19 protein-coding genes are annotated in these 23,062 nt (G+C 74.7%); 12 read left to right on the top strand and 7 right to left on the bottom strand.

Annotation, left to right across the window (positions count from 1 at the left end):
- Nucleotides 1-21 precede the first annotated feature (21 nt).
- The gene (locus tag AMK13_RS22360) at nt 22-933 is read left to right on the top strand and encodes a DNA-3-methyladenine glycosylase family protein (protein WP_074003865.1); all 912 of its coding nucleotides are present in this window, start codon (nt 22-24) and stop codon (nt 931-933) included.
- Nucleotides 934-948: 15 nt separating this feature from the next.
- On the opposite strand, the gene AMK13_RS22355 is transcribed toward AMK13_RS22360, so the two are convergent.
- From AMK13_RS22355 to AMK13_RS22345, 3 genes are read right to left on the bottom strand one after another with little or no spacing between them, the layout of a single operon-like run.
- Complete coding sequence (locus AMK13_RS22355) at nt 949-2,241, bottom strand: coenzyme F420-0:L-glutamate ligase (RefSeq protein WP_074003864.1); 1,293 nt, start codon at nt 2,239-2,241, stop codon at nt 949-951.
- A complete protein-coding gene (cofD, locus tag AMK13_RS22350; RefSeq protein WP_074003863.1) occupies nt 2,238-3,197 on the bottom strand; it encodes a 2-phospho-L-lactate transferase in 960 nt (319 codons plus the stop codon). The genes AMK13_RS22355 and cofD overlap by 4 nt, the downstream gene beginning before the upstream one ends.
- 40 nt (nt 3,198-3,237) lie before the next feature.
- Entirely contained in the window at nt 3,238-3,918 is a 681-nt protein-coding gene (locus AMK13_RS22345; RefSeq protein ID WP_234348590.1) for a cysteine dioxygenase, read from the bottom strand.
- A 623-nt stretch (nt 3,919-4,541) separates the two neighbouring features.
- On the opposite strand from AMK13_RS22345, the gene AMK13_RS22340 reads away from it, so the two are divergent.
- The 3 genes from AMK13_RS22340 to AMK13_RS42955 all read left to right on the top strand — a co-directional run bounded on the left by AMK13_RS22340 (nt 4,542) and on the right by AMK13_RS42955 (nt 10,676).
- Nucleotides 4,542-4,814 carry a WhiB family transcriptional regulator gene (locus AMK13_RS22340; protein ID WP_030062195.1) on the top strand — a complete coding sequence of 91 codons (273 nt, stop codon included), beginning with the start codon at nt 4,542-4,544 and terminating at the stop codon, nt 4,812-4,814.
- Between the two features lie 225 nt (nt 4,815-5,039).
- Entirely contained in the window at nt 5,040-8,897 is a 3,858-nt protein-coding gene (locus AMK13_RS45995; RefSeq protein WP_074003862.1) for a glycosyltransferase family 2 protein, read from the top strand.
- A gap of 6 nt (nt 8,898-8,903) precedes the next feature.
- Nucleotides 8,904-10,676 carry a DUF5719 family protein gene (locus tag AMK13_RS42955; protein WP_274538696.1) on the top strand — a complete coding sequence of 591 codons (1,773 nt, stop codon included), beginning with the start codon at nt 8,904-8,906 and terminating at the stop codon, nt 10,674-10,676.
- Nucleotides 10,677-10,727: 51 nt separating this feature from the next.
- On the opposite strand, the gene AMK13_RS22325 is transcribed toward AMK13_RS42955, so the two are convergent.
- Nucleotides 10,728-11,180, bottom strand: coding sequence for a metallopeptidase family protein (locus AMK13_RS22325; protein WP_049659268.1), 453 nt, complete (start codon nt 11,178-11,180; stop codon nt 10,728-10,730).
- 164 nt (nt 11,181-11,344) lie between these two features.
- Here AMK13_RS22325 and AMK13_RS22320 point away from each other — a divergent pair, with 164 nt between their 5' ends.
- The 6 genes from AMK13_RS22320 to ahcY all read left to right on the top strand — a co-directional run bounded on the left by AMK13_RS22320 (nt 11,345) and on the right by ahcY (nt 17,791).
- Entirely contained in the window at nt 11,345-11,710 is a 366-nt protein-coding gene (locus AMK13_RS22320) for a DUF3499 domain-containing protein (protein ID WP_049659269.1), read from the top strand.
- Between the two features lie 150 nt (nt 11,711-11,860).
- Nucleotides 11,861-13,246, top strand: coding sequence for a phosphomannomutase/phosphoglucomutase (locus tag AMK13_RS22315; RefSeq protein WP_049659270.1), 1,386 nt, complete (start codon nt 11,861-11,863; stop codon nt 13,244-13,246).
- Nucleotides 13,247-13,391: 145 nt separating this feature from the next.
- Entirely contained in the window at nt 13,392-13,574 is a 183-nt protein-coding gene (locus AMK13_RS22310) for a Trm112 family protein (RefSeq protein WP_049659271.1), read from the top strand.
- Nucleotides 13,575-13,678: 104 nt separating this feature from the next.
- Nucleotides 13,679-14,929, top strand: coding sequence for an SIS domain-containing protein (locus AMK13_RS22305; protein WP_074003861.1), 1,251 nt, complete (start codon nt 13,679-13,681; stop codon nt 14,927-14,929).
- A gap of 79 nt (nt 14,930-15,008) precedes the next feature.
- Nucleotides 15,009-15,986 (top strand): cation diffusion facilitator family transporter, encoded by a 978-nt coding sequence (locus AMK13_RS22300; RefSeq protein ID WP_074003860.1) that lies wholly within the window; start codon nt 15,009-15,011, stop codon nt 15,984-15,986.
- A 356-nt stretch (nt 15,987-16,342) separates the two neighbouring features.
- Nucleotides 16,343-17,791: an adenosylhomocysteinase gene (ahcY, locus tag AMK13_RS22295; RefSeq protein ID WP_074003859.1), complete on the top strand. Its 1,449-nt coding sequence runs from the start codon at nt 16,343-16,345 to the stop codon at nt 17,789-17,791.
- A gap of 72 nt (nt 17,792-17,863) precedes the next feature.
- On the opposite strand, the gene AMK13_RS22290 is transcribed toward ahcY, so the two are convergent.
- Nucleotides 17,864-18,889, bottom strand: coding sequence for a hypothetical protein (locus AMK13_RS22290; protein WP_074003858.1), 1,026 nt, complete (start codon nt 18,887-18,889; stop codon nt 17,864-17,866).
- On the bottom strand, nt 18,886-19,398 hold the full coding sequence (locus tag AMK13_RS22285) for a SigE family RNA polymerase sigma factor (protein ID WP_049661338.1): 513 nt from the start codon (nt 19,396-19,398) through the stop codon (nt 18,886-18,888). The genes AMK13_RS22290 and AMK13_RS22285 overlap by 4 nt, the downstream gene beginning before the upstream one ends.
- A 108-nt stretch (nt 19,399-19,506) precedes the next feature.
- Here AMK13_RS22285 and AMK13_RS22280 point away from each other — a divergent pair, with 108 nt between their 5' ends.
- Nucleotides 19,507-20,145: a hypothetical protein gene (locus AMK13_RS22280; protein ID WP_074003857.1), complete on the top strand. Its 639-nt coding sequence runs from the start codon at nt 19,507-19,509 to the stop codon at nt 20,143-20,145.
- A gap of 57 nt (nt 20,146-20,202) precedes the next feature.
- On the opposite strand, the gene AMK13_RS22275 is transcribed toward AMK13_RS22280, so the two are convergent.
- Nucleotides 20,203-21,246, bottom strand: a complete 1,044-nt coding sequence (locus tag AMK13_RS22275; protein WP_074003856.1) for an RDD family protein — start codon at nt 21,244-21,246, stop codon at nt 20,203-20,205.
- A gap of 320 nt (nt 21,247-21,566) precedes the next feature.
- On the opposite strand from AMK13_RS22275, the gene AMK13_RS22270 reads away from it, so the two are divergent.
- Nucleotides 21,567-22,571 (top strand): stage II sporulation protein M, encoded by a 1,005-nt coding sequence (locus tag AMK13_RS22270; protein ID WP_074003855.1) that lies wholly within the window; start codon nt 21,567-21,569, stop codon nt 22,569-22,571.
- Nucleotides 22,572-23,062: the final 491 nt, after the last annotated feature.

Here is a 23,062-nt window from a genome sequence, read left to right as displayed (position 1 = left end):
GCGACCCGGGAGGCGACGGCGGTGGAAGCGGTACGGCGCTGGCGCCCGGGCTTCCCGCTGGACGTCGCCCGCACCCTGCTCCCGCTGCGCCGCGGCCCCGCCGACCCGGCGTACCGCAGCACCGGCGACGGCGCCGTCTGGCGCGCCTCCCGCACCCCGGGCGGCATCGGCACCCTGCGGGTGCTGCCGCGTCCGGCCGCCGGCGAGGTCGAGGCGAGCGCCTGGGGCCCCGGCGCGGACTGGCTCCTCGACCGCCTCCCCGCCCTGCTCGGCGCCGAGGACGCCCCGGAGGCGCTGGTCCTGCCGCCCGGCCCGCTGCGGGACGCCCAGCGCCGTACCGCCGGGGTCCGACTGACCAGGACGGGCCTGGTGCTGGAGTCGCTGGTCCCGGCGATCCTGGAGCAGAAGGTCACCACCGACGAGGCCTACCGCGCCTGGCGCCTCCTGCTGCGGGACTTCGGCACCCCGGCGCCGGGCCCGGCCGAGGGCATGCGGGTGGCGCCGTCGGCCCGCGAGTGGGCACTGGTGCCGAGCTGGGAGTGGCACCGGGCGGGCGTGGACCCGAAGCGCTCGGGCACGGTCGTGCGCGCCGTCCGCCTGGCCCCGCGGCTGGAGGAGGCCTCGGCGATGGGCCACGAGGAGGCCTTCGCCCGCCTCACCGCCGTCCCCGGCATCGGGCCCTGGACGGCCGCCGAGACGCTGCAGCGCAGCAACGGCGACCCGGACGCGGTCTCGGTCGGGGACTTCCACCTGCCCGACCTGGTCGGCTGGGCGCTGGCCGGCCGCCCCCGCAGCGACGACGCCCAGATGCTCGCTCTCCTGGAGCCCTACCGCCCCCAGCGCCACCGCGTCTGCCGCCTCCTGCTGGCCACGGCCGCCCACGCCCCCCGCTACGGCCCCCGGCTGACTCCCAACGACCACCGCCACCGCTGACCCCGGCGGCTGCCGCTACCGGACGGTGATGAAGGCCTCCGCGTCGCGTTCCGGACGGACCTTCGGCTCCTCCGCCGGCCGGCCGACGGCGACGGCGCCCATCGGGTCCCACCCCTGGGGGAGGTCCAGCGCCTCCCGTACGGTGTCGCGGCAGAACATGGTGGACGAGACCCAGGCGGAGCCGTACCCCTCGCCGGTGAGCGCGACCAGCAGGTTCTGCACGGCGGCGCCGGCGGCGACGGTGAACATCTCCCGTTCGGCGGCGGCCCGGCGCGGGTCCGGGTAGTCGTGCGAGCCGTCCGTCACCAGGCAGGGCACCACCAGGTACGGGGCGTCGCGCAGGACGTCGCCGCGGGCGGTGCGCCGGGCGATCTTCGCCTCGTCCCAGCCGTCGAGTTCGCGCAGGTCGCGCTGCCAGGCGGCGAGCATCGCGTCGAGCAGCCGGACCCGGGTGTCCGCCGACTCCAGCAGCACGAACCGCCAGGGCGTGGTGTGGTGCGGGGCGGGCGCGGTGACGGCGGCGGCGACGGCGCGGCGGACGGCGGCCGGGTCGACCGGCTCGGTGGTGAAGGAGCGGACGGTGCGCCGCAGGGTGACGGCCTGCCGCAGCGCCTCGGAGGTGCCGAGCCGGAACATGTCGTCGACGGCGGGCCGGACCAGCGGCCGGGCGCCGTCGCCGTCCTCGGCGGTGACGAGGTGTCCGAGTCCGCGCACGACGGCGACCGGGACGCCACTGGCCTTGCCCTTCACCAGGTCGGCGGCGGCGGCGAGTTCGTCGGCCGTCGCGGTGACGGTCATCTCCAGCCGGTTGCCGTGGCTGTCGGTGCGGCCGCGGTGGTCCTCCAGGACGGAGAGGCCCGCGGCGCCGATCGCCACGTCGGTCAGCCCGTTGCGCCAGGGCCGACCGAAGGTGTCGGTGACGACGACGGCGAGCCGGCGGCCGGTCAGCCGCTGGAGCCGGGCCCGCAGCGCGCGGGCGGAGGCGTCCGGGTCCTCGGGCAGCAGCAGCACGGTGCCGGGGGCGGTGTTGGAGGCGTCGACCCCGGCGGCGGCCATGACGAGGCCGTTGCGGTTCTCCACGATCCGGACCGGCCCGCGCCGGGCGACCACCCGGACGGTCTCGGCGTCGATCGCGGCCTCGCGGTCGGCGGCGTGCAGCAGCCGGCCCTCGGCCTTGCTGACGATCTTCGAGGTGACCAGCAGGATGTCGCCGTCCTGGTACGTCCCCGCCTTGGCGATGAGCTCGCCGAGGTCCGCCCCGGCCGTGACCTCGGGCAGCCCGTCGACGCCGAGGACCTCCAGCGTCACTTGCGCACCTGCTCGGCCAGCGCGAGCGCCGCCCGCGCCATCTCGGCGGTGGCCTCGACGTCGGTCATCAGCAGCGGGACGGCCCGGCAGGCGATCCCGGCGGCCTCGACGGCGGCCACCGAGGCCTCGTCCACGGTGTCCACCAGCCATCCGTCGACGAGCGCCGGCCCGTAGTCGAGCGCGACCGCCTCCGCCGTGGCCTCGACGCCGACGGCGGCGAGCACCTTGTCGGCCATGCCGCGCACCGGCGCCCCGCCGATGATCGGGGAGAGCCCGACCACCGGCGCGGGCGCGGCGGCGACCGCCTCCCGGATGCCGGGGACGGCGAGGATGGTGCCGATCGAGACCACCGGGTTGGACGGCGGGAAGAGGATGACGTCCGCCTCGGCGATCGCCTCCAGCACTCCGGGCGCGGGCTTGGCGGTGTCCGCGCCGACCGGGACGATCGCCTCGGCGTCCACCTCGGCGTGCAGCCGGACCCAGTACTCCTGGAAGTGGACCGCCCGGGTGCCCTGCTCGTCGGTGATCCGCACGTGGGTCTCGACCCGGTCGTCGCTCATCGGCAGCAGCCGCACGCCCGGCTTCCAGCGCACGCACAGCGCCTCGGTGACCTGGCTGAGGCTGTACCCGGCGGTGAGCATCTGGCTGCGCACGAGGTGGGTGGCGAAGTCGCGGTCGCCGAGCCCGAACCACTCGGGGCCGACGCCGTACTCCTTCATCTCGGCCTTGATGGACCAGGTCTCGTCGGTCCGGCCCCAGCCCTGTTCCTCGTGGATGCCGCCGCCGAGGGTGTACATCACGGTGTCGAGGTCGGGGCAGACCTTGAGGCCGTAGAGGTGGATGTCGTCGCCGGTGTTGCCGATGACGGTGATCTCGTCCTGCGGTCCGACCGCCGCGAGGAGTCCGCGCAGGAAGCGCGCTCCGCCGATTCCGCCTGCCAGTGCCACGATGCGCATGGGTTCATCCTGCCACGGTCCGACTTTCCGTCAGCCGTGATCAGTGCGACCCGGCCTGCGCCTGCCGCCCGGTGTGCTGCTCCTGGTGCTGCTCGGGGACGGCGGTGGCGCCGTACTGGTTCATCTCGGTCAGGCCGGGGGCGTAGAGGTGGATGGAGACGGCGGGTTCGAGCGCGCCGTTGACGACCTCGTGCAGGTAGCCGGAGGAGAACACCCGCTGCCCGCCGGGCCGCAGGGTGCGGGCGATCGCGCCGCTGGGGTCGCCCCCGGCCGAGGGCTGGGGGAGGGTGAGGGAGCGCTCGATCAGCTCGCCCCGGACGACGCTCATCACGCCGGAGGACTCGCCGTGGTCGTGGAAGCCGCTGGACTGCCCGGGCAGCCAGCTGAGCAGCCAGACCTCGTAGCCGGGGCCGGTCTCCAGCCGGGCGTACCAGCGGGTCAGCGCGTCGTAGCGGACCAGCGGCTCCCAGCGGGAGCGGTCGGCGGCGATCTCGCGCACCAGCCGGGCGTACTCGGCGACGGTGGTGGGGTGGGCGGGCAGGTCGGTGCGAGCCAGGTGCGGGAAGGCGAGCGGGTCGCCGGCGATGGAGACGTCGCTGAGGCCGTCGGCCCACTGGCGGGTCCGGGCGTCGGCGGGGGTGCCGGTGCGGACGGTGGCGGGGCCACGGCGGGAGAGCTTGTTGCGGTCGCGGTTCCGCTTGCGGATGCGGATCATGCGCACGGGAGTCGTCCTCGGAAGGGTCGGCCGGTTCGTCGGGATCGGCCGGATCCGGGATGTCCTGGGACGGGAATCGCGGGCGGCCTCTGTGCTTCCTGGGGGCGGCGCGCGGTGGGACGCGGGCGCCTAGATACAGCAGGAACAGAGGCGACAACAAGAGTTCACGGCACGGCGGAGCGTGGAACCGCTCCGGGGGCTGGCGAACTCTGACATAGGAGCAAGGACACCGCATCCGCAGGGGCGGTGTCAAACCGAAGGATGCGGCATTCGAGTGGGTTAGGCCCGGATCTTTCCCTGATGGGGTGATTCATCACTCTCTATGTTTCGATGGGAAGATCGCCGGGAAGGCAGGCCGATGACCGGCCTGTGACGGTGACCGAGCGTCACCCGGTGAATGGTTGCGGATGGTTCGGCACCGTTCAGGACCTTGAGGTGGAAGGTCCGATGTGTCCGGATATGTACACTATTCGTAACGGCTTGGTGCCAGGGAGTGAATCCCAGCCCCAATACCAGAGCTCGGCTTGACTGGGCCAGAGTGACGCAACTGTAATTTCACTCGTGTCGTCAGCCGCACGAGGCAACGGCAACCACGGGGACGCCAAGTAGGGGCAGAGGAGGCGCGCCACATGAGCGAGCTCTTTGAGCTGTTGATCGGGGACGGCATCGCGGAGGACGAGGAGGAACTCGGCTGGCAGGAGCGCGCGTTGTGCGCCCAGACCGACCCCGAGTCCTTCTTCCCCGAGAAGGGCGGCTCGACCCGCGAGGCCAAGAAGGTCTGCCTCGCCTGCGAGGTCCGTTCCGAGTGCCTGGAGTACGCCCTCGCCAATGACGAGCGTTTCGGCATCTGGGGCGGCCTCTCCGAGCGCGAGCGCCGTCGGCTCAAGAAGAGCGCGGTCTGACCGGGCGGCCCCCGCCCCCCGCTGACCCTTCGACAGCGACGGACAACCGCACAGCTGTACGGGCGCCTCACCGCGGTGGTGGGGCGCTTTCGTGTTCCCGGGGCCCCTTCACCGTCCCCGCACGCACACCCCGGACGAAGCGGCCACCCGGAGCCGTTAGTGTGGTGCGCCATCCGGTTGCCGTTCACCGGCTGTGTCCACCGAGAACTGGGGCCCGCGCACGCGATGACCGTCTACAGCCACCAGAGCGGCTCCACCGCTTCCCGGCCGCCCGCCTATCCGCGCCACCTGGTCACCGCCGTGATCGTCTCGCACGACGGCGCCCGCTGGCTCCCGCGGGCCATGGCCGGCCTGCTCGGTCAGGACCGCCAGGTCCAGCGCGTCCTCGCGGTCGACACCGGATCCACCGACAACTCTCCGCAACTGCTCGCGGACACCCTCGCCGACTGGCTGCCCGAGAGCGGACCGCTGGTCCTCGGCCGCCGGGCCGGCTTCGGCACCGCCGTCCACGAGGCCGTGGCGGGCAGCGCGCCCCTGCGCCCGGAGGACCTCCCGTACCGGCTCGACCCCTCCGGCTACGACCCGGTCACCGGCGGCTGGGACGACTTCGGCGACCCGCTCGCCCAGGAGGACGACCTCGGCCGCGGCGGCCCGCGCGAGACCCGGCCGGTCGAGTGGCTCTGGCTGCTGCACGACGACTGCGAGCCGCAGACCGACGCCCTGCGCCGACTGCTCCAGGTCGCCGACTCCACCCCCAGCGCCGCCGTGGTCGGCCCCAAGCTGCGCAGCTGGTACGACCGCCGCCAGCTCCTCGAGGTCGGCGTCACCATCGCCCGCTCCGGCCGCCGCTGGACCGGCCTCGACCGCCGCGAGCAGGACCAGGGCCAGCACGACCAGGTCCGCCCGGTGCTCGCCGTCTCCAGCGCCGGCATGCTGGTGCGCCGGGACGTCTTCGAGGAGCTCGGCGGCTTCGACCGGGCCCTCCCGCTGATGCGGGACGACACCGACTTCTGCTGGCGGGTCAACGCCGCCGGCCACCGCGTGGTGGTCGCCCCCGACGCCGTGCTGCGGCACGCCGAGGCGGCCGCCCGCGAGCGCCGGGCGATCGACTGCGGCCCCGCCCATCCGCACCGGATGGACAAGGCCGGCGCCGTCTACACCCTGCTCACCAACTGCAAGGGCGCGCTCTTCCCCTACGTCCTGCTGCGGCTGGTGCTCGGCACCCTGCTGCGGGCCGTCACCAACCTGCTCGGCAAGGACCCGCGCCAGGCCTTCGACGAACTCGCCGGCCTCGGCCACGAACTCGTCCGCTTCCCACGGCTGTTGGCCGGGCGCAAACGCCGCGCCAAGTCCCGGTCGGCGGACGCCCTGGACGACCGCACGCTCTTCCCGGCCCCCGGCGCCACCACCCGGCTGGCGGTCGAGGGCGTCGTCGGCTCGCTCGGGATAGGGGGCGGCGACGACACCGGCCGGCACGGCTCGGCCGAGGCCGGCGGCGACGAGGACGCCGAGGACCTGGTCGTCGAGCAGTTCGCCCTGCTCAAGAAGCTCGCCCGGCGCCCGGCGCCGGTGCTGTTCGCGGCCCTGCTGGTGTTCGCCCTGATCGCCTGCCGCGGCCTGCTCGGCAGCGGCGAGCTGTTCGGCGGCGCCCTGCTGCCGGCGGCCGACGGGGCCGGCGGCCTCTGGTCGATGTACGCGGACGCCTGGCACCCGGTCGGCACCGGATCCACCGCCGCCGCACCGCCGTACCTCGGCGTGCTCGCGGTGCTCTCCTGGATCCTGTTCGACCACGCCGACCTCGCGCTCACCCTGCTCGTGGTGCTCTCCGTCCCGCTGTCCGCGGTCAGCGCCTACCTGGTGTCCCGGCCGCTGCTGGACTCCAAGCTGGTCCGCGCCTGGGCCAGCGCCACCTACGCGCTGCTGCCCGCCTCGACCGGCGCGCTCGCCCAGGGCCGGATCGGCACCGCCGTGCTCGCCGTGCTGCTGCCGCCGCTGGCCCGCGCCGCCGCCATCGCGGCCGGCCTCGGCATCCGCGCCGAGAGCGCCGCCAAGGGCGCCCGCCCGGGCTGGCGCCCGGTCTGGATGACCGTCCTGCTGCTCACCCTGGCCACCGCCTTCGTCCCGATAACGTGGGCGCTCGCGGTGCCGCTCTGCCTGGCGATGCTGGTCGTCGGGGTGCTGCGCGGCAGCGCCTTCGGCTCCGGCGGCGCGGCCCTGCGGCCGCTCGGCCTGCGCGTCCTGGTGATCCTGGCGGTGCCGGTCGCGGTGCTGGCCCCGTGGTCGCTCAAGGTGCTGTCGCACCCGCAGTGGCTGCTGCTGGAGGCCGGGCTGCCCGGTCTGCACGGCACCGGCGCGAGCGCGGCCGGCCTGCTGCTGGTCAACCCGGGCGGCGCCGGGGTGCCGCCGGTCTGGCTCTCGGCGGGTGTCGTGCTGGCCGCGCTGGCCGCGCTGCTGCGCGCCGACCGCCGCCGTGCGGTGCTCGTCGCCTGGGGCGCGGCCGGCGCCGGCCTGGTCTTCTCGGTCGTGGTGGCGGGCACCTCCGTCACCCCGGCCTCCGGCGGTCCGGCGGTGCCCGCCTGGACCGGCCCGGCGACCCTGATCGCCGGGCTCGCCCTGCTCGCCGCCGCCGCGATCGGCGCCGACGGCGCCAACGCCCGCGTCGCCGGGATCGCCTTCGGCTGGCGCCAGCCGGTGGCCGCCCTGGTGGTGGCCTCGGCCGTGCTGGCCCCGCTGGGCACCGGCCTGTGGTGGGCGCTGACCGGCGCCGGCGGCCCGCTGCACCGCGGCCAGGCCGACCAGGTCCCCGCGTTCATCGCCGAGGAGGCCGGGACCACCGACCGGGCCCGCACCCTGGTCGTCACCGGGGAGAAGGGCGGCGGCGCGGTCCGCTACACCGTGCTGCGCGGCGCCGGTCTGACGCTCGGCCAGGCCGAGTCCACCGTCGACCCGGCGACCGGCACCCAGGACGGCCTGAACAAGATGGTCGGCAGCCTGCTGGCCGGCTCCGGCGCCGACCAGGCGAGCGCCCTGGCCGGCTACGGCATCGCCTACGTGCTGGTCCAGCAGCCGGTGATCGACGCCTTCAAGGACGTCCTGGACACCACCCCCGGCCTGGTCAAGGCCAACCAGGACGGCGCCGCCGCGCTCTGGCAGGTCAACGGCACCCCCGCGGTCCGCGCGGTGATCACCGCCCCGGGGGCCACCCCGGTGGTCGTCCCGTCCGGGGCCCGCGACCTGTCCGCCACCGTCGCGGCCGGCCCGGACGGCCGGGTGCTGCGGCTCGCCGAGTCCGCCGCCCCGGAGTGGAAGGCCACCGTCAACGGCACCGCGCTGGAGCCCACCACGGTCGACGGCTGGGCGCAGGGCTTCAAGCTCCCGGCCGCCGGCGGCAAGCTGGCCGTCACCCGCGAGGGCGGCGCCGCCCACACCGGCTGGATCTGGGCCCAGGTGCTGCTCGGCCTCACCATCCTGGTGCTGGCCCTGCCCGGCCGCCGCAGCCACAAGGACGACGACCTGCCGGAGGAGGCCGTCGCCACCGCCGCGCTGGCCGCCGCCGCCCAGGCGCAGGCCCCCGCCCCCGGCAGCCGCCGGGCCCGCCGGATGGCCGAGCGCGGCGAGGGCGCGGAGGGCGCCGAGGGCGGTGCCGAGGAGTCCGGGGTGTACGACCGGCCGGGCGCGATCCCGGCCCAGCCGAGCTCCGAGCCGGTGACCGGCGCCGTCCAGGCGGCCGCCGCCATCCAGGACGCCGAGCAGTACACGGACCCGTACCAGGCGTACCAGCAGGCCGACCCGTACAGCTACGACCAGTACGCGGCCCAGCAGCCGGTCGCCGCGCCGTACGGCGGCCAGGGCTACGACACCCAGGGGTACGACGCCCACGGGTACGGCCGGCAGCAGGGCTACGAGCAGCCGTACCAGCCCGAGCAGCAGCCGTACTACGAGGTCCACGGCTACGACGGCGGGCAGCAGCCCGAGCAGCAGCAGCCCTGGCTGCCCGGCCAGCCCCAGGGCGAGGCCCCGTACGACCCGAACGACCCCAACGGCCCCGGCCGGTACCCGCACCAGCACGGATCGGGGAGCTGACCCGCGATGAAGAAGCCCGCATTCAGGAAGAAGTCCGGCGCCGGCGAGGCCGCCGAGCCGGCCGGGCCCGCCGTCGCGGCGGAGCCGTCCGGCCCGGCCCGTACGTCCCGCCCCGGCCGCGGCCGGGGCCCGCTCGCCGGGCGAGCCGGAGGAGCCGGAGGAGCCGAGGGGCCCGGAGCAGCCGGGTCCGGCGGGGCGGCGAAGACCACCCAGTCCCTGCTCGCCGCGGCCGTGGTGCTCGCGGCGGTGTTCGGGATCGCCCAGGTGCGCCCGCCGGCCGCCCCGGCCAAGGCCGGCACCGGAGCCGCCGCGACCACCGCGCAGGTCGAGCGGACCTCGGTGGTCTGCCCGCAGCCGGTCCAGGGCCTGACCGGCTCGACCACGCTCACCGCCTACACCCCGCCCGGGACGGGCTCCGCCACCGGCGGGGCCGGCTGGCTCTCCGACGCGGCCGCGCCCGCCGTGCCCGCCGCCCAGCCGACCACCGCCCCCGCGGCCCCGGCCGCCGCCACCCCGGCCCCGACCGGCTCGGGCGCCCCGGGCGCCCCGGTCCAGGACAAGAACGCGGCGCCCGCCGACGCCCGGCTGACCGTGCCCAAGCCCGGCACCCCGGCCACCGGCCCGGCCGCCAACGGCGACGCCGCGCCCGGCACCGGGGCCGTCGCCACCGGCGCCCTCGCCCCCGGCTTCACCGTCACCCAGACCACGGTGGTCACCGAGCAGCGCGGCCTCGGCCTGTCCGGTCTCACCTGCACCCCGGCCGCGACCAGCTTCTGGTTCGCCGGGGCCAGCACCGCCGCCGACCGGGTCGACTACCTCAGCCTGGTCAACACCGAGTCCGCCGCCGCGGTGGTGGACATCAAGCTGTACGGCGACAAGGGCCTGATCGACAACGACGCCGCCAACGGGATCACCGTCTCGCCCGGCAGCTCCCAGGCCGTCCTGCTGTCGACCCTCACCAAGGGCGCGGTCGCCGACCTCGCGGTGCACGTGGTGGTGCGCTCCGGGCGGGTCGGCGCCGCGCTGCACGCCGCCGACGGCGGCAAGGGCGCCGACTGGGTCCCCGCCTCGGACGCCCCGGCCCCGGTCCAGGTGATGCCCGGCCTGCCCGCCGACACCGCCTCCGCCCGCCTGGTGGTCTGGGCGCCGCCGGAGGACGACGCCGACCTGAAGATCCAGCTGTCCGGCAAGAACGGCTGGTTCAGCCCGGCCGGCAACGAGTCGATCCACGTCAAGGCGGGCATGGTGGCCGCCGTCGACCTCGGCAAGCTCACCCGGGACGAGGTCGCCGGGCTGCGGCTGTCGCCCAGCGACGACAAGCACCGCACCCCGGTCGTGGCCGGGCTGCGGGTCGACCGGGCGGCGGCCAACGGCAAGACCGACGCGGCCTGGCTGACCGGCAGCGACCCGGTCGGCGCCCGCGCCACCGTCGCCGACAACCGGGCCGGCGCCTCCACGCTCTACCTGACCTCCAGCGGCGAGGCCGCCACCGTCCGGGTCACCGCCTCGGCCGGCAGCGGCGGCGGCACCCCGGCCACCAAGGAGGTCCAGCTGCCGGCCGGCGGCACGGTCGCCCTCCCGGCGCCCGAGCCCGCCGGGCTGAACGGCGTCTTCGCGCTCACCGTGGAGACCGTCTCCGGCGGCCCGGTGGTGGCCGCCCGGATGCTCTCCCTGCCGGCCAAGGACGTGCCGATGTTCACCGTCCAGGCGATGCGCGACGACCGCAGCACCGTCAAGGTCCCGCAGGCCGGCCAGGACCCGGGCGTCGTCCTGCGCTGAGCGCGCCGAGCGGGGCCCGCGCCGGACACCCGGCGCGGGCCCCGACCCGTCTCAGTCCTCGTCGTAGCGCGGGTCGATGGCGTCCGGCGACAGCCCGAGCAGCTCCGCGACCTGTTCGATCAGGATCTCGTGCACCAGCGCCGCGCGGTCCTCCCGGGTCTTCGCCCGGATCTCCACCGGCCGCCGGTACACCACGATCTGGCTCTTGCGCCCCTGCTGGCCCGGCGACACCCGCCCCAGCGGCACGCCGTCCTCGGCGTCGGCGCCGTCCGGCTCGTGCAGCGGCACCTCCTGGACGGCGAACTCCACCTCGATCAACTGCGGCCAACGCCGTTCGAGGCGCTCCACCGACTCGCGCACGTAGTCGTCGAACAGTTCGGAGCGGGTGAGCGAGATCGGCACCTGGGGCGGCGCCAGCGGGCCGCGCAGGCCCCGCCCGTGCCGGTCGCGGTGCCGGGGGCGGCGCGCCGGGCCTGTCGATGACTGCGGTGCGGAGCTGTCCATATCACTGCCGAGGGTAGTCCTTGGACGGTCGGAAGTGGACCACTCCGACCGGGAATCGCACGGGGCGTCGGATACGCGGACCCGGCGCCCGCGGGGCGACACGGCACCCCCTCCGGGCAGGCGGTCTTCGCTCCCCGGCGGGGAGTGCGGTACCGTCCACCCTCGTGAGCTCTGTACGTCGTTGTTCGCGGACCGCGTGCGGCCGGCCGGCCGTCGCGACGCTGACGTACGTCTACGCGGACTCCACCGCCGTCCTCGGGCCGCTCGCCACCTACGCCGAGCCGCACTGCTACGACCTGTGCGCCGAGCACGCCGAGCGCCTCACCGCCCCGCGCGGCTGGGAGGTCGTCCGGCTCGCCGCCGAGGCCGGGCCGCTGCGCCGCAGCAGCGACGACCTGGAGGCGCTGGCCAACGCTGTGCGCGAGGCCGCCCGCCCGCAGACCCCCCGTCAGGGCCGCGGCTTCGAGGGCGAGTCCACCGAGGGCGGCCGCCGCGGCCACCTCCGGGTGCTGCGCTCGCCCGACAACTGACACCCCTCCCGGTACGGGGCGTTCCCGGTCCTGGCACGGGGCGTTCGTCCGGCCCGGGTACGCTGCCCGTCTACCGTCACCGCGCCCGTCGACCGACGCGCGGTGGCCCCGACGTTTCGTGATCAGTCCTAAAACCAGGGTGGAGCCGCAGTGCGCGACCTCAAGCAGCTCGTGAAGGCGTACGACGTCCGAGGCGTTGTCCCGGACCAGTGGGACGAGAGCCTGTCCCGGGCCTTCGGTGCCGCGTTCGTGCAGGTCACCGGCGCGACCGCGATCGTGGTCGGGCACGACATGCGGCCCTCCTCGCCGTCGCTGAGCCTGGCCTTCGCCGAGGGCGCCGCGGCCTACGGCGCCGACGTGGTGCAGATCGGGCTGTGCTCCACCGACCAGCTGTACTACGCCAGCGGCAAGCTCGACCTGCCCGGCGCGATGTTCACCGCCAGCCACAACCCGGCCCAGTACAACGGCATCAAGCTGTGCCGGGCCGGCGCCGCCCCGGTCGGCCAGGACACCGGCCTGTCCGAGATCCGCGAGCTGGTCGAGTCCTGGACCGCCGAGGACGACACCGTCACCGTCCCGGCCAGGGACGTGAAGCCGGGCGCGCTGTCCGCCCAGGACACCCTGCGCGGCTACGCCGACCACCTGCTGGGCCTGGTCGACCTCACCGCGATCCGCCCGCTCAAGGTCGTGGTGGACGCCGGCAACGGCATGGGCGGCCACACCGTGCCGACCGTCTTCGACGGCCTGCCGATCGAGCTCGTCCCGATGTACTTCGAGCTGGACGGCACCTTCCCGAACCACGAGGCCAACCCGCTCGACCCGAAGAACCTGGTCGACCTCCAGGCCAAGGTCCGCGAGGTCGGCGCCGACGTGGGCCTGGCCTTCGACGGCGACGCCGACCGCTGCTTCGTCGTGGACGAGCGCGGCGAGCCGGTCTCCCCGTCGGCGATCACCGCCCTGGTCGCCGTCCGCGAGATCGCCCGGGCCCGGGCCGCCGGCGAGGCCGAGCCGACCGTCATCCACAACCTGATCACCTCCTGGACCGTCCCCGAGGTGGTCCGCGAGCTCGGCGCCAAGCCGGTGCGCACCCGGGTCGGCCACTCCTTCATCAAGCAGGAGATGGCCGAGACCGACGCCGTCTTCGGCGGCGAGCACTCCGCGCACTACTACTTCCGCGACTTCTGGCGCGCCGACACCGGCATGCTGGCCGCGCTGCACGTGCTGGCCGCGCTCGGCGGGCAGCCGTCCGCGCTGTCCGGGCTCACCGCCGAGTACGACCGCTACGCCGCCTCCGGCGAGATCAACAGCACCGTGGCCGACCAGGCCGCCAGCACCGCCGCCGTCCGCGCCGCCTACGCGGGCGGGGAGGGCACCACGGTGGACGAGCTGGACGGCCTGACCGTGGCCGGCCCGGACTGGTGGTTCAACCTGCGCGCCTCCAACACCGAGCCGCTGCTGCGCCTGAACGTCGAGGCCAAGGACCCGGCGAAGATGGCCGAGCTGCGCGACGGCGTGCTCGCCGTCGTCCGCGGCTGAGCCCCTAGCCCGACGCCTCGCCCGAGCCCCCCGACCGGGCTCGCGCCCGCGCGGAGCGCCTGAGCACGGGCCCCGGTGCCCCGGCCGGTAGGGTTTCCTATCGGCCGGGGCACCTCCGTGCCACCCCCGAACCTTGGAGAGCCCCATGAAGCTCGAATCCTTCCTGCTGGAGATCCTGGTCTGCCCGCAGTGCCGGGCCGCGCTCGTCGAGGGCGGCACCGAGGAGCAGCCCGAGCTGGTCTGCACCGGCGCGGACTGCGGCCTCGCGTACCCGGTCCGCGAGGGCATTCCGGTCCTCCTGGTGGACGAGGCCCGCCGCCCGGCCTGATCCTGGGGGCGACGCCCGGGACGAAGCCCGGGCGGAAGCCCCGGGACGAAGTCGCCCCGACCGCCCCGACCGCCCGTCCAGGACCGCAGCCGGAGGTTCGCCGCATGCTCGACGACACCCTGCTCGACGACCCGGCCGCCCTCCAGCGCGCCGACCACGACCGCGCCCTGCTGGCCCTGGCCGGCGCCGGTGCGCGGGTCCGCACCGCGCTGCGGCAGGCCGAGGCGGCCGGCCTCGACCGGCTGCGTCCGGACGGCCGCCCGCGTGCCGTCCTGGTCGCCGGGCACGGCAGCGCGCTGACCGCCGCCGAGATGCTCTCGGCGCTGGCCGGTACGAGCTCCCTGGTCACCCCGCTGCCGCCGACCGAGGCGGCCGCCCCGCGCGCCGACCGGGCCGGCGCCCCGCCCGCCTTCACCGCCGGGCTCGGCTGGCAGCTGCCCGGCTGGGCCGGCCCGCTGGACCTGCTGGTGATCAGCTCCGCCGACGGCGGCGAGCAGGGCCTGGTCGCCCTCGCCGAGCAGGCGTACGCGCGCGGCTGCGCGATCGTGGTGACCGCCCCGGCCGGCAGCGCGCTGGCCGAGGCCGCGCTGCAGGTGCGCGCGCTGCCGCTGCCGTTCGTGGCCTCGGTGCTGCCCGAGGACCTCGCGCCCGTGACGGCCGTCGAGCCGGACCTGCCGGCCGAGGACCCGGCGGCGCTCTGGTCCCACCTCGCCCCGCTGCTGGCGCTCGCCCAGAAGATCGGCCTCACCCAGCTCCCGTACGACGCGCTGCCGGCCCTCGCCGACCTGCTGGACGCCGCCGCGGTGCGCTGCCGCCCGGACGCCGCCGCGTACACCAACCCGGCGAAGGGCCTGGCCGCCCGGCTGGCCGGGACGGTCCCGCTGCTGTGGGCCGAGGGCCCGATCGCCGGGGCGGCCGCCACCCGGTTCGCCGCCCAGCTGGCCGACCGGGCCGGGCGTCCGGCGCTGGCCGGGCCGCTGCCGCAGGTGCTCACCGCCCACCGCGGCATGTTCACCGGGCAGTTGGGCGCGGGCGCCGATCCGGACGACTTCTTCCGCGACCGGGTCGAGGAGCCGGACCCGCTGCACCTCCAGGTCCTGCTGCTGCGGCACGCCCCCGGCGCGGCCGGCCCGGCGGCGCCGGACGGGCAGGACGGCCCGGCCGAGGTGCCGGAGGAGGACGCCGGGCCGCGCAGCTTCGGCGTCTCCCGGGCGCACCGGCTGGCCGCCGCGCACGACGTCCGGCTGACCGAGTACGCGAGCACCCGGCCGGACGCGCTGCACGCGCTGGCCGACCTGGTCGCGCTGACCGACTTCGCCGCCGTCTACCTGGGGCTCGCCGCCGCGCAGTCCTGAGACGGTCGGCCGATCGGGCCCCCGGGGCCGGTACGGTAAGCGCTCGACGACGCCGACCGACCCGTGAGGACCTGGAAGCATGAGCACCGAAGGCGGTACCAAGGCACTGATCGCGGCGCTGTCCGCGAACCTGGCGATCGCCGTGGCCAAGTTCACCGCCTTCGGCTTCACCGGCTCCTCCTCGATGCTGGCCGAGGGCGTGCACTCGGTGGCCGACTCCGGCAACCAGGTGCTGCTGCTGATCGGCGGCAAGCGGGCGCGCCGGGCGGCCGACGAGGAGCACCCCTTCGGGTACGGCCGCGAGCGCTACGTGTACGGCTTCCTGGTGGCCATCGTGCTGTTCAGCGTCGGCGGCCTGTTCGCGGTCTACGAGGGCTGGCACAAGATCAGCCACCCGGAGGCGCTGGACGCCTGGGGCTGGGCGGTCGGCGTGCTGGTCTTCGCCATCGGCATGGAGGGCTGGTCCTTCCTCACCGCGGTGCGGGAGTCGGAGAAGGCCAAGGGCAAGCAGAGCTGGACCCAGTTCATCCGCACCGCCAAGGCGCCGGAGCTGCCGGTGGTACTGCTGGAGGACACCGGCGCGCTGATCGGCCTGGTGCTCGCGCTGTTCGGCGTCGGGCTCACCGTGATCACCGGCGACGGCGTCTGGGACGGCATCGGCACCCTGTGCATCGGCCTCCTGCTGGTGGTGATCGCCGTGGTGCTCGCCCTGGAGACCAAGTCGCTGCTGCTCGGCGAGTCGGCCGACAAGGACTCGGTGCGCCGGATCCGGGAGGCGCTGGTGGACGGCGAGGCGGTCACCCGGGTGATCCACATGCGTACCCTGCACCTCGGCCCGGAGGAGCTGCTGGTCGCGGCCAAGATCGCCGTCAACGCGGAGGACAGCGCCGCCCGGGTCGCGGAGGCGATCGACGCCGCCGAGTCGCGGGTCCGCGCGGTCGTCCCGATCGCCCGGGCGATCTACCTGGAGCCCGACGTGTACAGCGCCGAGAAGGCCGCGGCGGGCGACGACCCGGCCGCCACGCCCGGCGGCCCCGGCCCGGGCGGCGCGCACTGACCCCTCCCGCGCACCGACCTGCCCCGCACACCGGCCCGTCCTGGGGCCCGGCTTGAGAGCGGGTCGGACCGGGGGCCGAAATCGGTCATCGGCGGACGGCCGGCGGGGCCATCGGTGTAGATTCGTCACCAGAGCCAGAACGTCGCTGCTGATGGCGGTCGATCGGCGGTCCGCACCCCGCGGGGCGCGCGCCGGTCGAGGGAGAGAGGTCCTCCGACGGTTTGTGCTGCGCAACGGGAAGCCGGTCCACCACCACGGACCCGGCGGTCCCGGCGTGGCCGTGCACCCGTACGGCCTGACGCACGCGACGCACGCCCGGACCTATGGCCCCACCCCCATCAGCGAGGAGCAGACGCATGTCGACCGACATCACCGGTGACTTCAAGGTCGCCGACCTTTCCCTGGCGCCGTTCGGCCGCAAGGAGATCCAGCTGGCCGAGCACGAGATGCCCGGTCTGATGGCGATCCGCGCCGAGTACGCCGAGGCGCAGCCGCTGGCCGGCGCCCGCATCACCGGCTCGCTGCACATGACCATCCAGACCGCCGTGCTGATCGAGACCCTGACGGCGCTCGGTGCCGAGGTCCGCTGGTGCTCCTGCAACATCTTCTCCACCCAGGACCACGCGGCCGCCGCCATCGCCGTCGGCCCGGAGGGCACCCCGGAGAACCCGCAGGGCGTGCCGGTCTTCGCCTGGAAGGGCGAGACCCTGGAGGAGTACTGGTGGTGCACCGAGCAGGCCCTGACCTGGCCTGACGGCAAGACCCCGAACATGATCCTGGACGACGGCGGCGACGCCACCCTGCTGATCCACAAGGGCGTCGAGTTCGAGAAGGCCGGCGTCGCGCCGGACCCGTCCACCGCGGACAACGACGAGTTCCGGATCATCCTGGAGCTGCTCAACCGCACCCTCAAGGACACCCCGAACAAGTGGACCGAGGTCGCCTCCACGATCAAGGGCGTGACCGAGGAGACCACCACCGGTGTCCACCGCCTGTACGAGATGCACCGTGACGGCCAGCTGCTGTTCCCGGCCATCAACGTCAACGACTCGGTCACCAAGTCGAAGTTCGACAACAAGTACGGCTGCCGCCACTCGCTGATCGACGGCATCAACCGCGCCACCGACGTCCTGATCGGCGGCAAGGTCGCGGTCGTCTGCGGCTACGGCGACGTCGGCAAGGGCTGCGCCGAGTCGCTGCGCGGCCAGGGCGCCCGCGTGATCGTCACCGAGATCGACCCGATCTGCGCGCTGCAGGCGGCGATGGACGGCTACCAGGTCACCACCCTGGAGGAGGTCGTGGAGATCGCCGACATCTTCATCACCACGACCGGCAACAAGGACATCATCATGGCCTCGCACATGGCCCGGATGAAGCACCAGGCCATCGTCGGCAACATCGGCCACTTCGACAACGAGATCGACATGGCCGGCCTGGCCAAGCTCGACGGCGTCGTGAAGACCGAGGTCAAGCCGCAGGTCCACGAGTGGCGCAAGGCCGACGGCCGCACCATCATCGTCCTCTCCGAGGGCCGCCTGCTGAACCTGGGCAACGCGACCGGCCACCCGTCCTTCGTGATGTCCAACTCCTTCGCCAACCAGACGATCGCCCAGATCGAGCTGTTCACGAAGACCGAGCAGTACCCGATCGGCGTCTACGTGCTGCCGAAGCACCTGGACGAGAAGGTCGCCCGCCTGCACCTCGACGCGCTGAGCGTGAAGCTGACCACCCTGAGCCAGGAGCAGGCCGACTACATCGGCGTCCCGGTCGAGGGCCCGTTCAAGTCGGAGCAGTACCGCTACTGACCGATCAGCGGATCCGACGGCCGGCGCCCTCCCCTCCGGGGGCGCCGGCCGTCGGCGTTCCGCCGGGGCGGTTCAGCGGGTCCAGGAGGCCTCGTCCGCGCCGAGCACCTCGAACCGCTCGAGCAGACCCGCCAGTCCGCCGGCCCCCTGGACGGACGGGAGCCCCGCCGCGGTGCCGTTGGCGCAGAGCTGGACGCCCTTCTCGACCCGGCACACCGGGGTGCCGCCGTTCGGCCGGCCGTCCGCGAACTTGCCGAAGCCGTCCGGCTGGACCGTGACGCTCAGCCACTTGTCGCCGACGGTGTACGACAGGATGGCGCTCCACGGGGGCTCGGAGTCCCTGGTGGGCCGGTGGACCTCGGCGTTCCGCAGCCCGAGGTCGGCGGGCAGGCCGGTCGGGCGCACCGGGAACGGGACGTCCCGGTCGCCGAACTCGGCGCCGGCCGCGACCCGGAGCAGGTCGTCCTGGACCTTCGCGTCCAACCACAGGGTGGCGGTCAGCTGGGCCCAGCGGCCGGAGGCGGTCAGCCAGCGCAGCCCGCCCAGGGATCCCGACGCGTCGGTGAGCAGCCACTGGGCCTCCCGGCCGGCGACCGGGGGCGCGGGGGCCGTGTGCTGTCCGGGGGCGGGGGACTCGCCGGGGCCGCGCAGCAGCTCCAGCTTCAGGGCGGGGGTCGCGTTGAGGACGGCGGTGGTGGTGGCCGCGGTGGTGACGGAACGGCTGTCGCTGTTCGCGTAGCCGACGGCCGGCCGGGCCAGCCACGACGGCAGCCAGCCGAAGCGGGCCTCGGCGCTCAGCGGACCGGTCCGCGCCGCCGGGGTCGGCGCGGCCGTCGGGGACGGTGCGAGCGAGACCGGGGCGGTGGGCGCGGGGACGGCCGGTGCGGGCGGCGCCCCGGCCGGGCGCAGCAGCAGGACGCCGGCCAGGACGGCGGCGGTCGACCCGGCCACCACACCGACCAGGGCCTGCCGGCGGCGGCGCAGCCGGACCCGGCCGCGGGCGATCACCGCCGAGGTGTCGAGTGTGGCGGGCGGCGCCGGGGCCTCGGCGAGGGCGCTCAGCCGGGCGGTCAGATCACGCTGCTCGTGCGACCTCATGACGTCCTCTCGGCGGTGGTGGGACGGGGGGAGAGCGTCGTCCGGAGGGTGGCGAGAGCCCGCGAGGTCTGGCTCTTCACGTTGCCCGAGGAGCAGCTCATCGCATCGGCGGTCTGATCGACCGTGAGGTCGCAGTAGTACCGGAGCACCACGGTGGCCCGCTGCTTGGGCGGCAGCGCGGCCAGCGCCTTGCGCAGGTCGAGCCGGGCGTCGAGGTCGGCGGCCACCGACGCCACGTCCACCGGCGCCGCGGTCCGTGACGTCCGCCGCCACCAGGACGAGCGCTGCTCGGCGAGGAAGGTGTTGACCAGCACCCTGCGGGCGTAGCCGTCCAGGTTCTCCACCCGGCCGGCCCGCGACCAGTTCACGTACAGCTTGGTCGCGCACTCCTGCACCAGGTCGTCGGCCCGGTGCCAGTCCCCGCACAGCAGATAGGCGACCTTGCGCAGCCAGCCGCTCCTGGAGGCCACGTACTCCGTGAACTCCACGTCGCGCGTCTGCTTCGCCATCCGCACCCCCTCTCGTCGTGGTGGCGGCGCACCGGCGCGCCGTCCGCCCCTCTAATGCGGGCACCGGCCGGAACGTTGCACGCGAACCGCGCACGTAGGCTTTCCGGCATGCCCAACGGCCGGTACTCGCTCCACGACCCGCACGACCACGTCCCGCTCGGGGAGGAGCGCTTCAGTTGCGCCCCCGGGGCGGCCGGGTGGCGGTACGTCTCCAAGACCTACGCGCCGGACGGCCGGGTGCTCGGCAGCACCGACCTGACGCTGGACTCGCGCGCCCGGCCGCTGCGGCTGGAGCTGCGGGCCGGCGGCTGGCAGGTGCGCGGCGGGGCGGTGGACGGGGTGGCCTGGGTCCGGACCGACGCGGCCGACCCCGGCGGCGAGCACGCGGCGGAGGGCCACGACCGGGCGCACGCCTTCACCGGCCGCTCGCCGGGCTTCCTGGTCGCCACCGCCCGGCTGCTGCGGCTGCGGGAGGGGGCGAGCGCGCGGGTGCGGCTGGTGGCCTTCACCGAGCCGGTGCTGGCGCCGCGCACCCTCGACCAGGGGTGGCTGCTGGAGGGCGTCGACACCCACGAGACGGATTCGGGGCCGCTGCTGGTCGAGCGGTACCAGGTGGCGGACCTGGAGACGGGCGAGCAGCAGGTCGTGCACCTGGCGGGCGATGTGGTGCTGGCGGCGGAGGGGATCGAGCTGGAGGAGCTGGAGTCGCCGCCGAACGCCTGGCGGGTGGGGGCGGAGGAGGAGTAGCGGGCCTTCGCGGCCGGGGCCGGTGCGGCAGGGCTGCTGCGGCCGGGGCGGTTCGCCTCAGGCGGGCGGGGCGAAGCCGCTGCCGGCGGCGGGCTTGTCGAAGGACGGGGCCGTCGGGGCGGTCGGTGCGGCTGCCGGGGCCGCGGCGGGGGCCGGGGGAGCCGTGGGCGCGGGCTGCTGGGCCGGCAGGCCGAGGACCCGGACGGGCCGTCCGTCGGCCGGGCCGGTCGGAGCCGGCGCGGGGAGCGGACCGGAGGCCGGGCGGGGAGCGGGCACCTGGGCGGGTATCGGTCGGCCGGGTATCGGTCGGCCGGGTATCGGCCCGGCCGCCCACAGCTGCTGCTGGGCCCGGGTCCACTCCCGCCGCTGGCGCTCGGTGAGCACCGCGCCCAGGTACGCCGCCGGGTGCAGCCCCGGCGCGATCGGGTGGCCGATCAGGGCGGACAGGTCCTCGGCCAGCCGGGTGGACATCCGGTGCATCACCGCCGGGTCCAACTGGCTCGTCCGGCCGAGCAGTTGGCGGACGGCCAGCCAGAGCGGCTCCGGTACCGCGGACAGGTCCATCGCGACCAGCTCGTGGCCCATCGACTGCAGCAGGTGCGGGTGCACCGGCGGCAGCGGGGTGGCGGAGCCGCCCGCACCCGGGGTGCGCTCGCGGACGACCACCGTCCCGGCGAAGATGTCGCCGAGCCGCTTGCCGTCCGAGTGCACCGCCGAGGTGATCACGGCCGGGGCGCCGGTCAGCACGATCATCTCGAAGAAGCCGACCAGCCCGCGCACCAGCGAGTGCCGGAAGCGCACCGGCCCGCCGTCGGTGCGCACCACGCGCAGGCCGAGCGCGGCCTTGCCGAGCGAGCGGCCGCGGGTGAGGGTCTCGACCATCACGGGCACGGCGACCAGGAAGAACACCATCAGGCCGATCATCGTGGCGGCCAGGGCCGCGCCGTCGAGCCCGATCAGCGCGAGGCTCAGCAGCAGCGTGAACACCAGCAGGGCGGCGAACTCCACCAGCAGGTCGATCACGATCGCCAGGGCCCTGCTCGGAAGCTTCGCCGTCTGCAGGCCGAGGACGACCGCCTCACCCGTCACCAGGTCGCTCAAGACACCTGTCCGTTCACGTTCTTGGAGCCGGTACGGCTCGCCCATGGGGATCCGGCGCCTGGGAGGGCGGCGGTGCCGGGGGAGGGAACCACCCCGGACCGGCCCCCCGTGACGCGCTCTCCGCAGTCTGATCCGCAGCCGCAAACATACGGGGCCCGGTGGGCGCACGGGAAGTGAGATCCCGACGGCCGGGGCGGCGGCCGCTGCTGGCATGCTGGGCCGCGCGGGTCCGCCCGGACCCGCCCGCCCGGACCCGCCCGCCCGCGGACCCGCCCGCGCACGCACGTCCGCGCCCGCCGCCGATCTATGGAGCCGCCGAAATGGACCTGGACGTCTTCGTCGCCACCCACCAGGGGGAGTGGGCCCGACTGGACGCCCTCGCCCGCCGGCGCCGGCTCGGCGGGGAGGAGGCCGACGAGCTGGTCACGCTCTACCAGCGCGCCACCGGACACCTCGCCAAGGTCCAGGCCGCCGCGCCGGACCCGGCCCTGGTGAGCCGGCTGACCGGCCTGGTCTCCCGCGCCCGCAGCGCGGTGACCGGCGCCCGGACCAACGGCTGGCAGGACGTCGCCCGCTACTACACGGTGAGCTTCCCGGCCGCGCTCTACCGCTCGCGCCGCTGGTGGGTGCCGGTGGCGGTGGTCTCGATGGTCGCCACCGCACTGCTCGCCTGGTGGATGGCCACCCACCCCGAGGTCCGCAACAGCCTGGTCGCGCCCGAACACCTCCAGGAGCTGACCCGCCCCGGCGGCCAGTACGAGACGTACTACTCGGACCGGCCGGCCAGCTCCTTCGCGGCACAGGTCTGGACGAACAACGCCTGGATCGCCGTGCAGTGCCTGCTGTTCGGGATCGCGTTGGGCATTCCGGTGCTCTACGTGATGTGGACCAACGTGCTCAACCTCGGCATCGGCGTCGGGCTGATGGCCTCCGCCGGTCGCCTCGACGTCTTCCTCGGCCTGCTCGTCCCGCACGGCCTGCTGGAGCTGACCGCGGTCTTCGTGGCCGGCGGCCTCGGGCTGCGCCTCGGCTGGACCGTCATCGACCCCGGCCCGCGCACCCGCTCGGTGGCGCTGGCGGAACAGGGCCGCGCGATCATCGGCATGTCGATCGGCCTGGCGACGGTCCTGGCGGTCTCCGGCGTCCTCGAAGCCTTCGTGACCCCGTCCGGCCTGCCGACCTGGGCCCGCATCTCCATCGGTGTGCTGGCCGAGGCGGCCTTCCTCCTCTATGCCCTGGTGCTGGGCCGGCGGGCCGCCGGGGACGGGGAGTTCGGCGATCTGGACGCGGCCGACCGGGCGGACCTCCAGCCCGTCGCGGCCTGAGCCGATGTGATCGACAGGTCTCTGACCTGCTAGTCTTCTACTCGTCCGGCCAAACCATTGACGTGGTGAGGGTGGGCTAGTAGGTTTGAACGGTTGGGACTGACTGGACAACGGTCGGTCCCGGGCGTTAGTGTCTACGACACCGCCGAATCGAGGCGAGCGTGTTCCACGGAATACGCGTCCTCTGACGAAGCAAAATCCCACGGACGGATCACTCCGAAAGCCTTGATAGGCTTCGGAACGAAGTTCGCAGGAAATCCCCCCAGTGGGAATCGGATGAATGAAGCGCCGGTAAACGGAGCGGAAAACGTCTGGTAAGCTGGAGACACGAAAGAACGAAGCCCGGAGGGTCCGCTGGAAGGCGGTCCGAAGGAAGCGTCCGTTCCTTGAGAACTCAACAGCGTGCCAAAAGTCAACGCCAGATATGTTGACATCCCCGGCCTCGGTCATTGCGACTGGGGTTGGAGATTCCTTTTGAAACAAACACTAGC

The sequence above is a fragment of the Streptomyces sp. CB02056 genome, assembly GCF_001905545.1.
Lineage (GTDB): Bacteria > Actinomycetota > Actinomycetes > Streptomycetales > Streptomycetaceae > Kitasatospora.
The sequence above is the reverse complement of the archived record's forward strand: the minus strand, read 5'-3'. Positions and strand labels throughout refer to the sequence as shown.

What these genes read in the sequence shown, in the direction of transcription:
- cofD (WP_074003863.1), bottom strand. Translation starts at nt 3,197, where the DNA reads ATGCGCATCGTGGCACTGGCAGGCGGAATCGGCGGAGCGCGCTTCCTG.
- AMK13_RS22340 (WP_030062195.1), top strand. Translation starts at nt 4,542, where the DNA reads ATGAGCGAGCTCTTTGAGCTGTTGATCGGGGACGGCATCGCGGAGGAC.
- AMK13_RS45995 (WP_074003862.1), top strand. Translation starts at nt 5,040, where the DNA reads ATGACCGTCTACAGCCACCAGAGCGGCTCCACCGCTTCCCGGCCGCCC.
- AMK13_RS42955 (WP_274538696.1), top strand. Translation starts at nt 8,904, where the DNA reads ATGAAGAAGCCCGCATTCAGGAAGAAGTCCGGCGCCGGCGAGGCCGCC.
- AMK13_RS22325 (WP_049659268.1), bottom strand. Translation starts at nt 11,180, where the DNA reads ATGGACAGCTCCGCACCGCAGTCATCGACAGGCCCGGCGCGCCGCCCC.
- AMK13_RS22310 (WP_049659271.1), top strand. Translation starts at nt 13,392, where the DNA reads ATGAAGCTCGAATCCTTCCTGCTGGAGATCCTGGTCTGCCCGCAGTGC.
- AMK13_RS22305 (WP_074003861.1), top strand. Translation starts at nt 13,679, where the DNA reads ATGCTCGACGACACCCTGCTCGACGACCCGGCCGCCCTCCAGCGCGCC.
- AMK13_RS22300 (WP_074003860.1), top strand. Translation starts at nt 15,009, where the DNA reads ATGAGCACCGAAGGCGGTACCAAGGCACTGATCGCGGCGCTGTCCGCG.
- ahcY (WP_074003859.1), top strand. Translation starts at nt 16,343, where the DNA reads ATGTCGACCGACATCACCGGTGACTTCAAGGTCGCCGACCTTTCCCTG.
- AMK13_RS22290 (WP_074003858.1), bottom strand. Translation starts at nt 18,889, where the DNA reads ATGAGGTCGCACGAGCAGCGTGATCTGACCGCCCGGCTGAGCGCCCTC.
- AMK13_RS22285 (WP_049661338.1), bottom strand. Translation starts at nt 19,398, where the DNA reads ATGGCGAAGCAGACGCGCGACGTGGAGTTCACGGAGTACGTGGCCTCC.
- AMK13_RS22280 (WP_074003857.1), top strand. Translation starts at nt 19,507, where the DNA reads ATGCCCAACGGCCGGTACTCGCTCCACGACCCGCACGACCACGTCCCG.
- AMK13_RS22270 (WP_074003855.1), top strand. Translation starts at nt 21,567, where the DNA reads ATGGACCTGGACGTCTTCGTCGCCACCCACCAGGGGGAGTGGGCCCGA.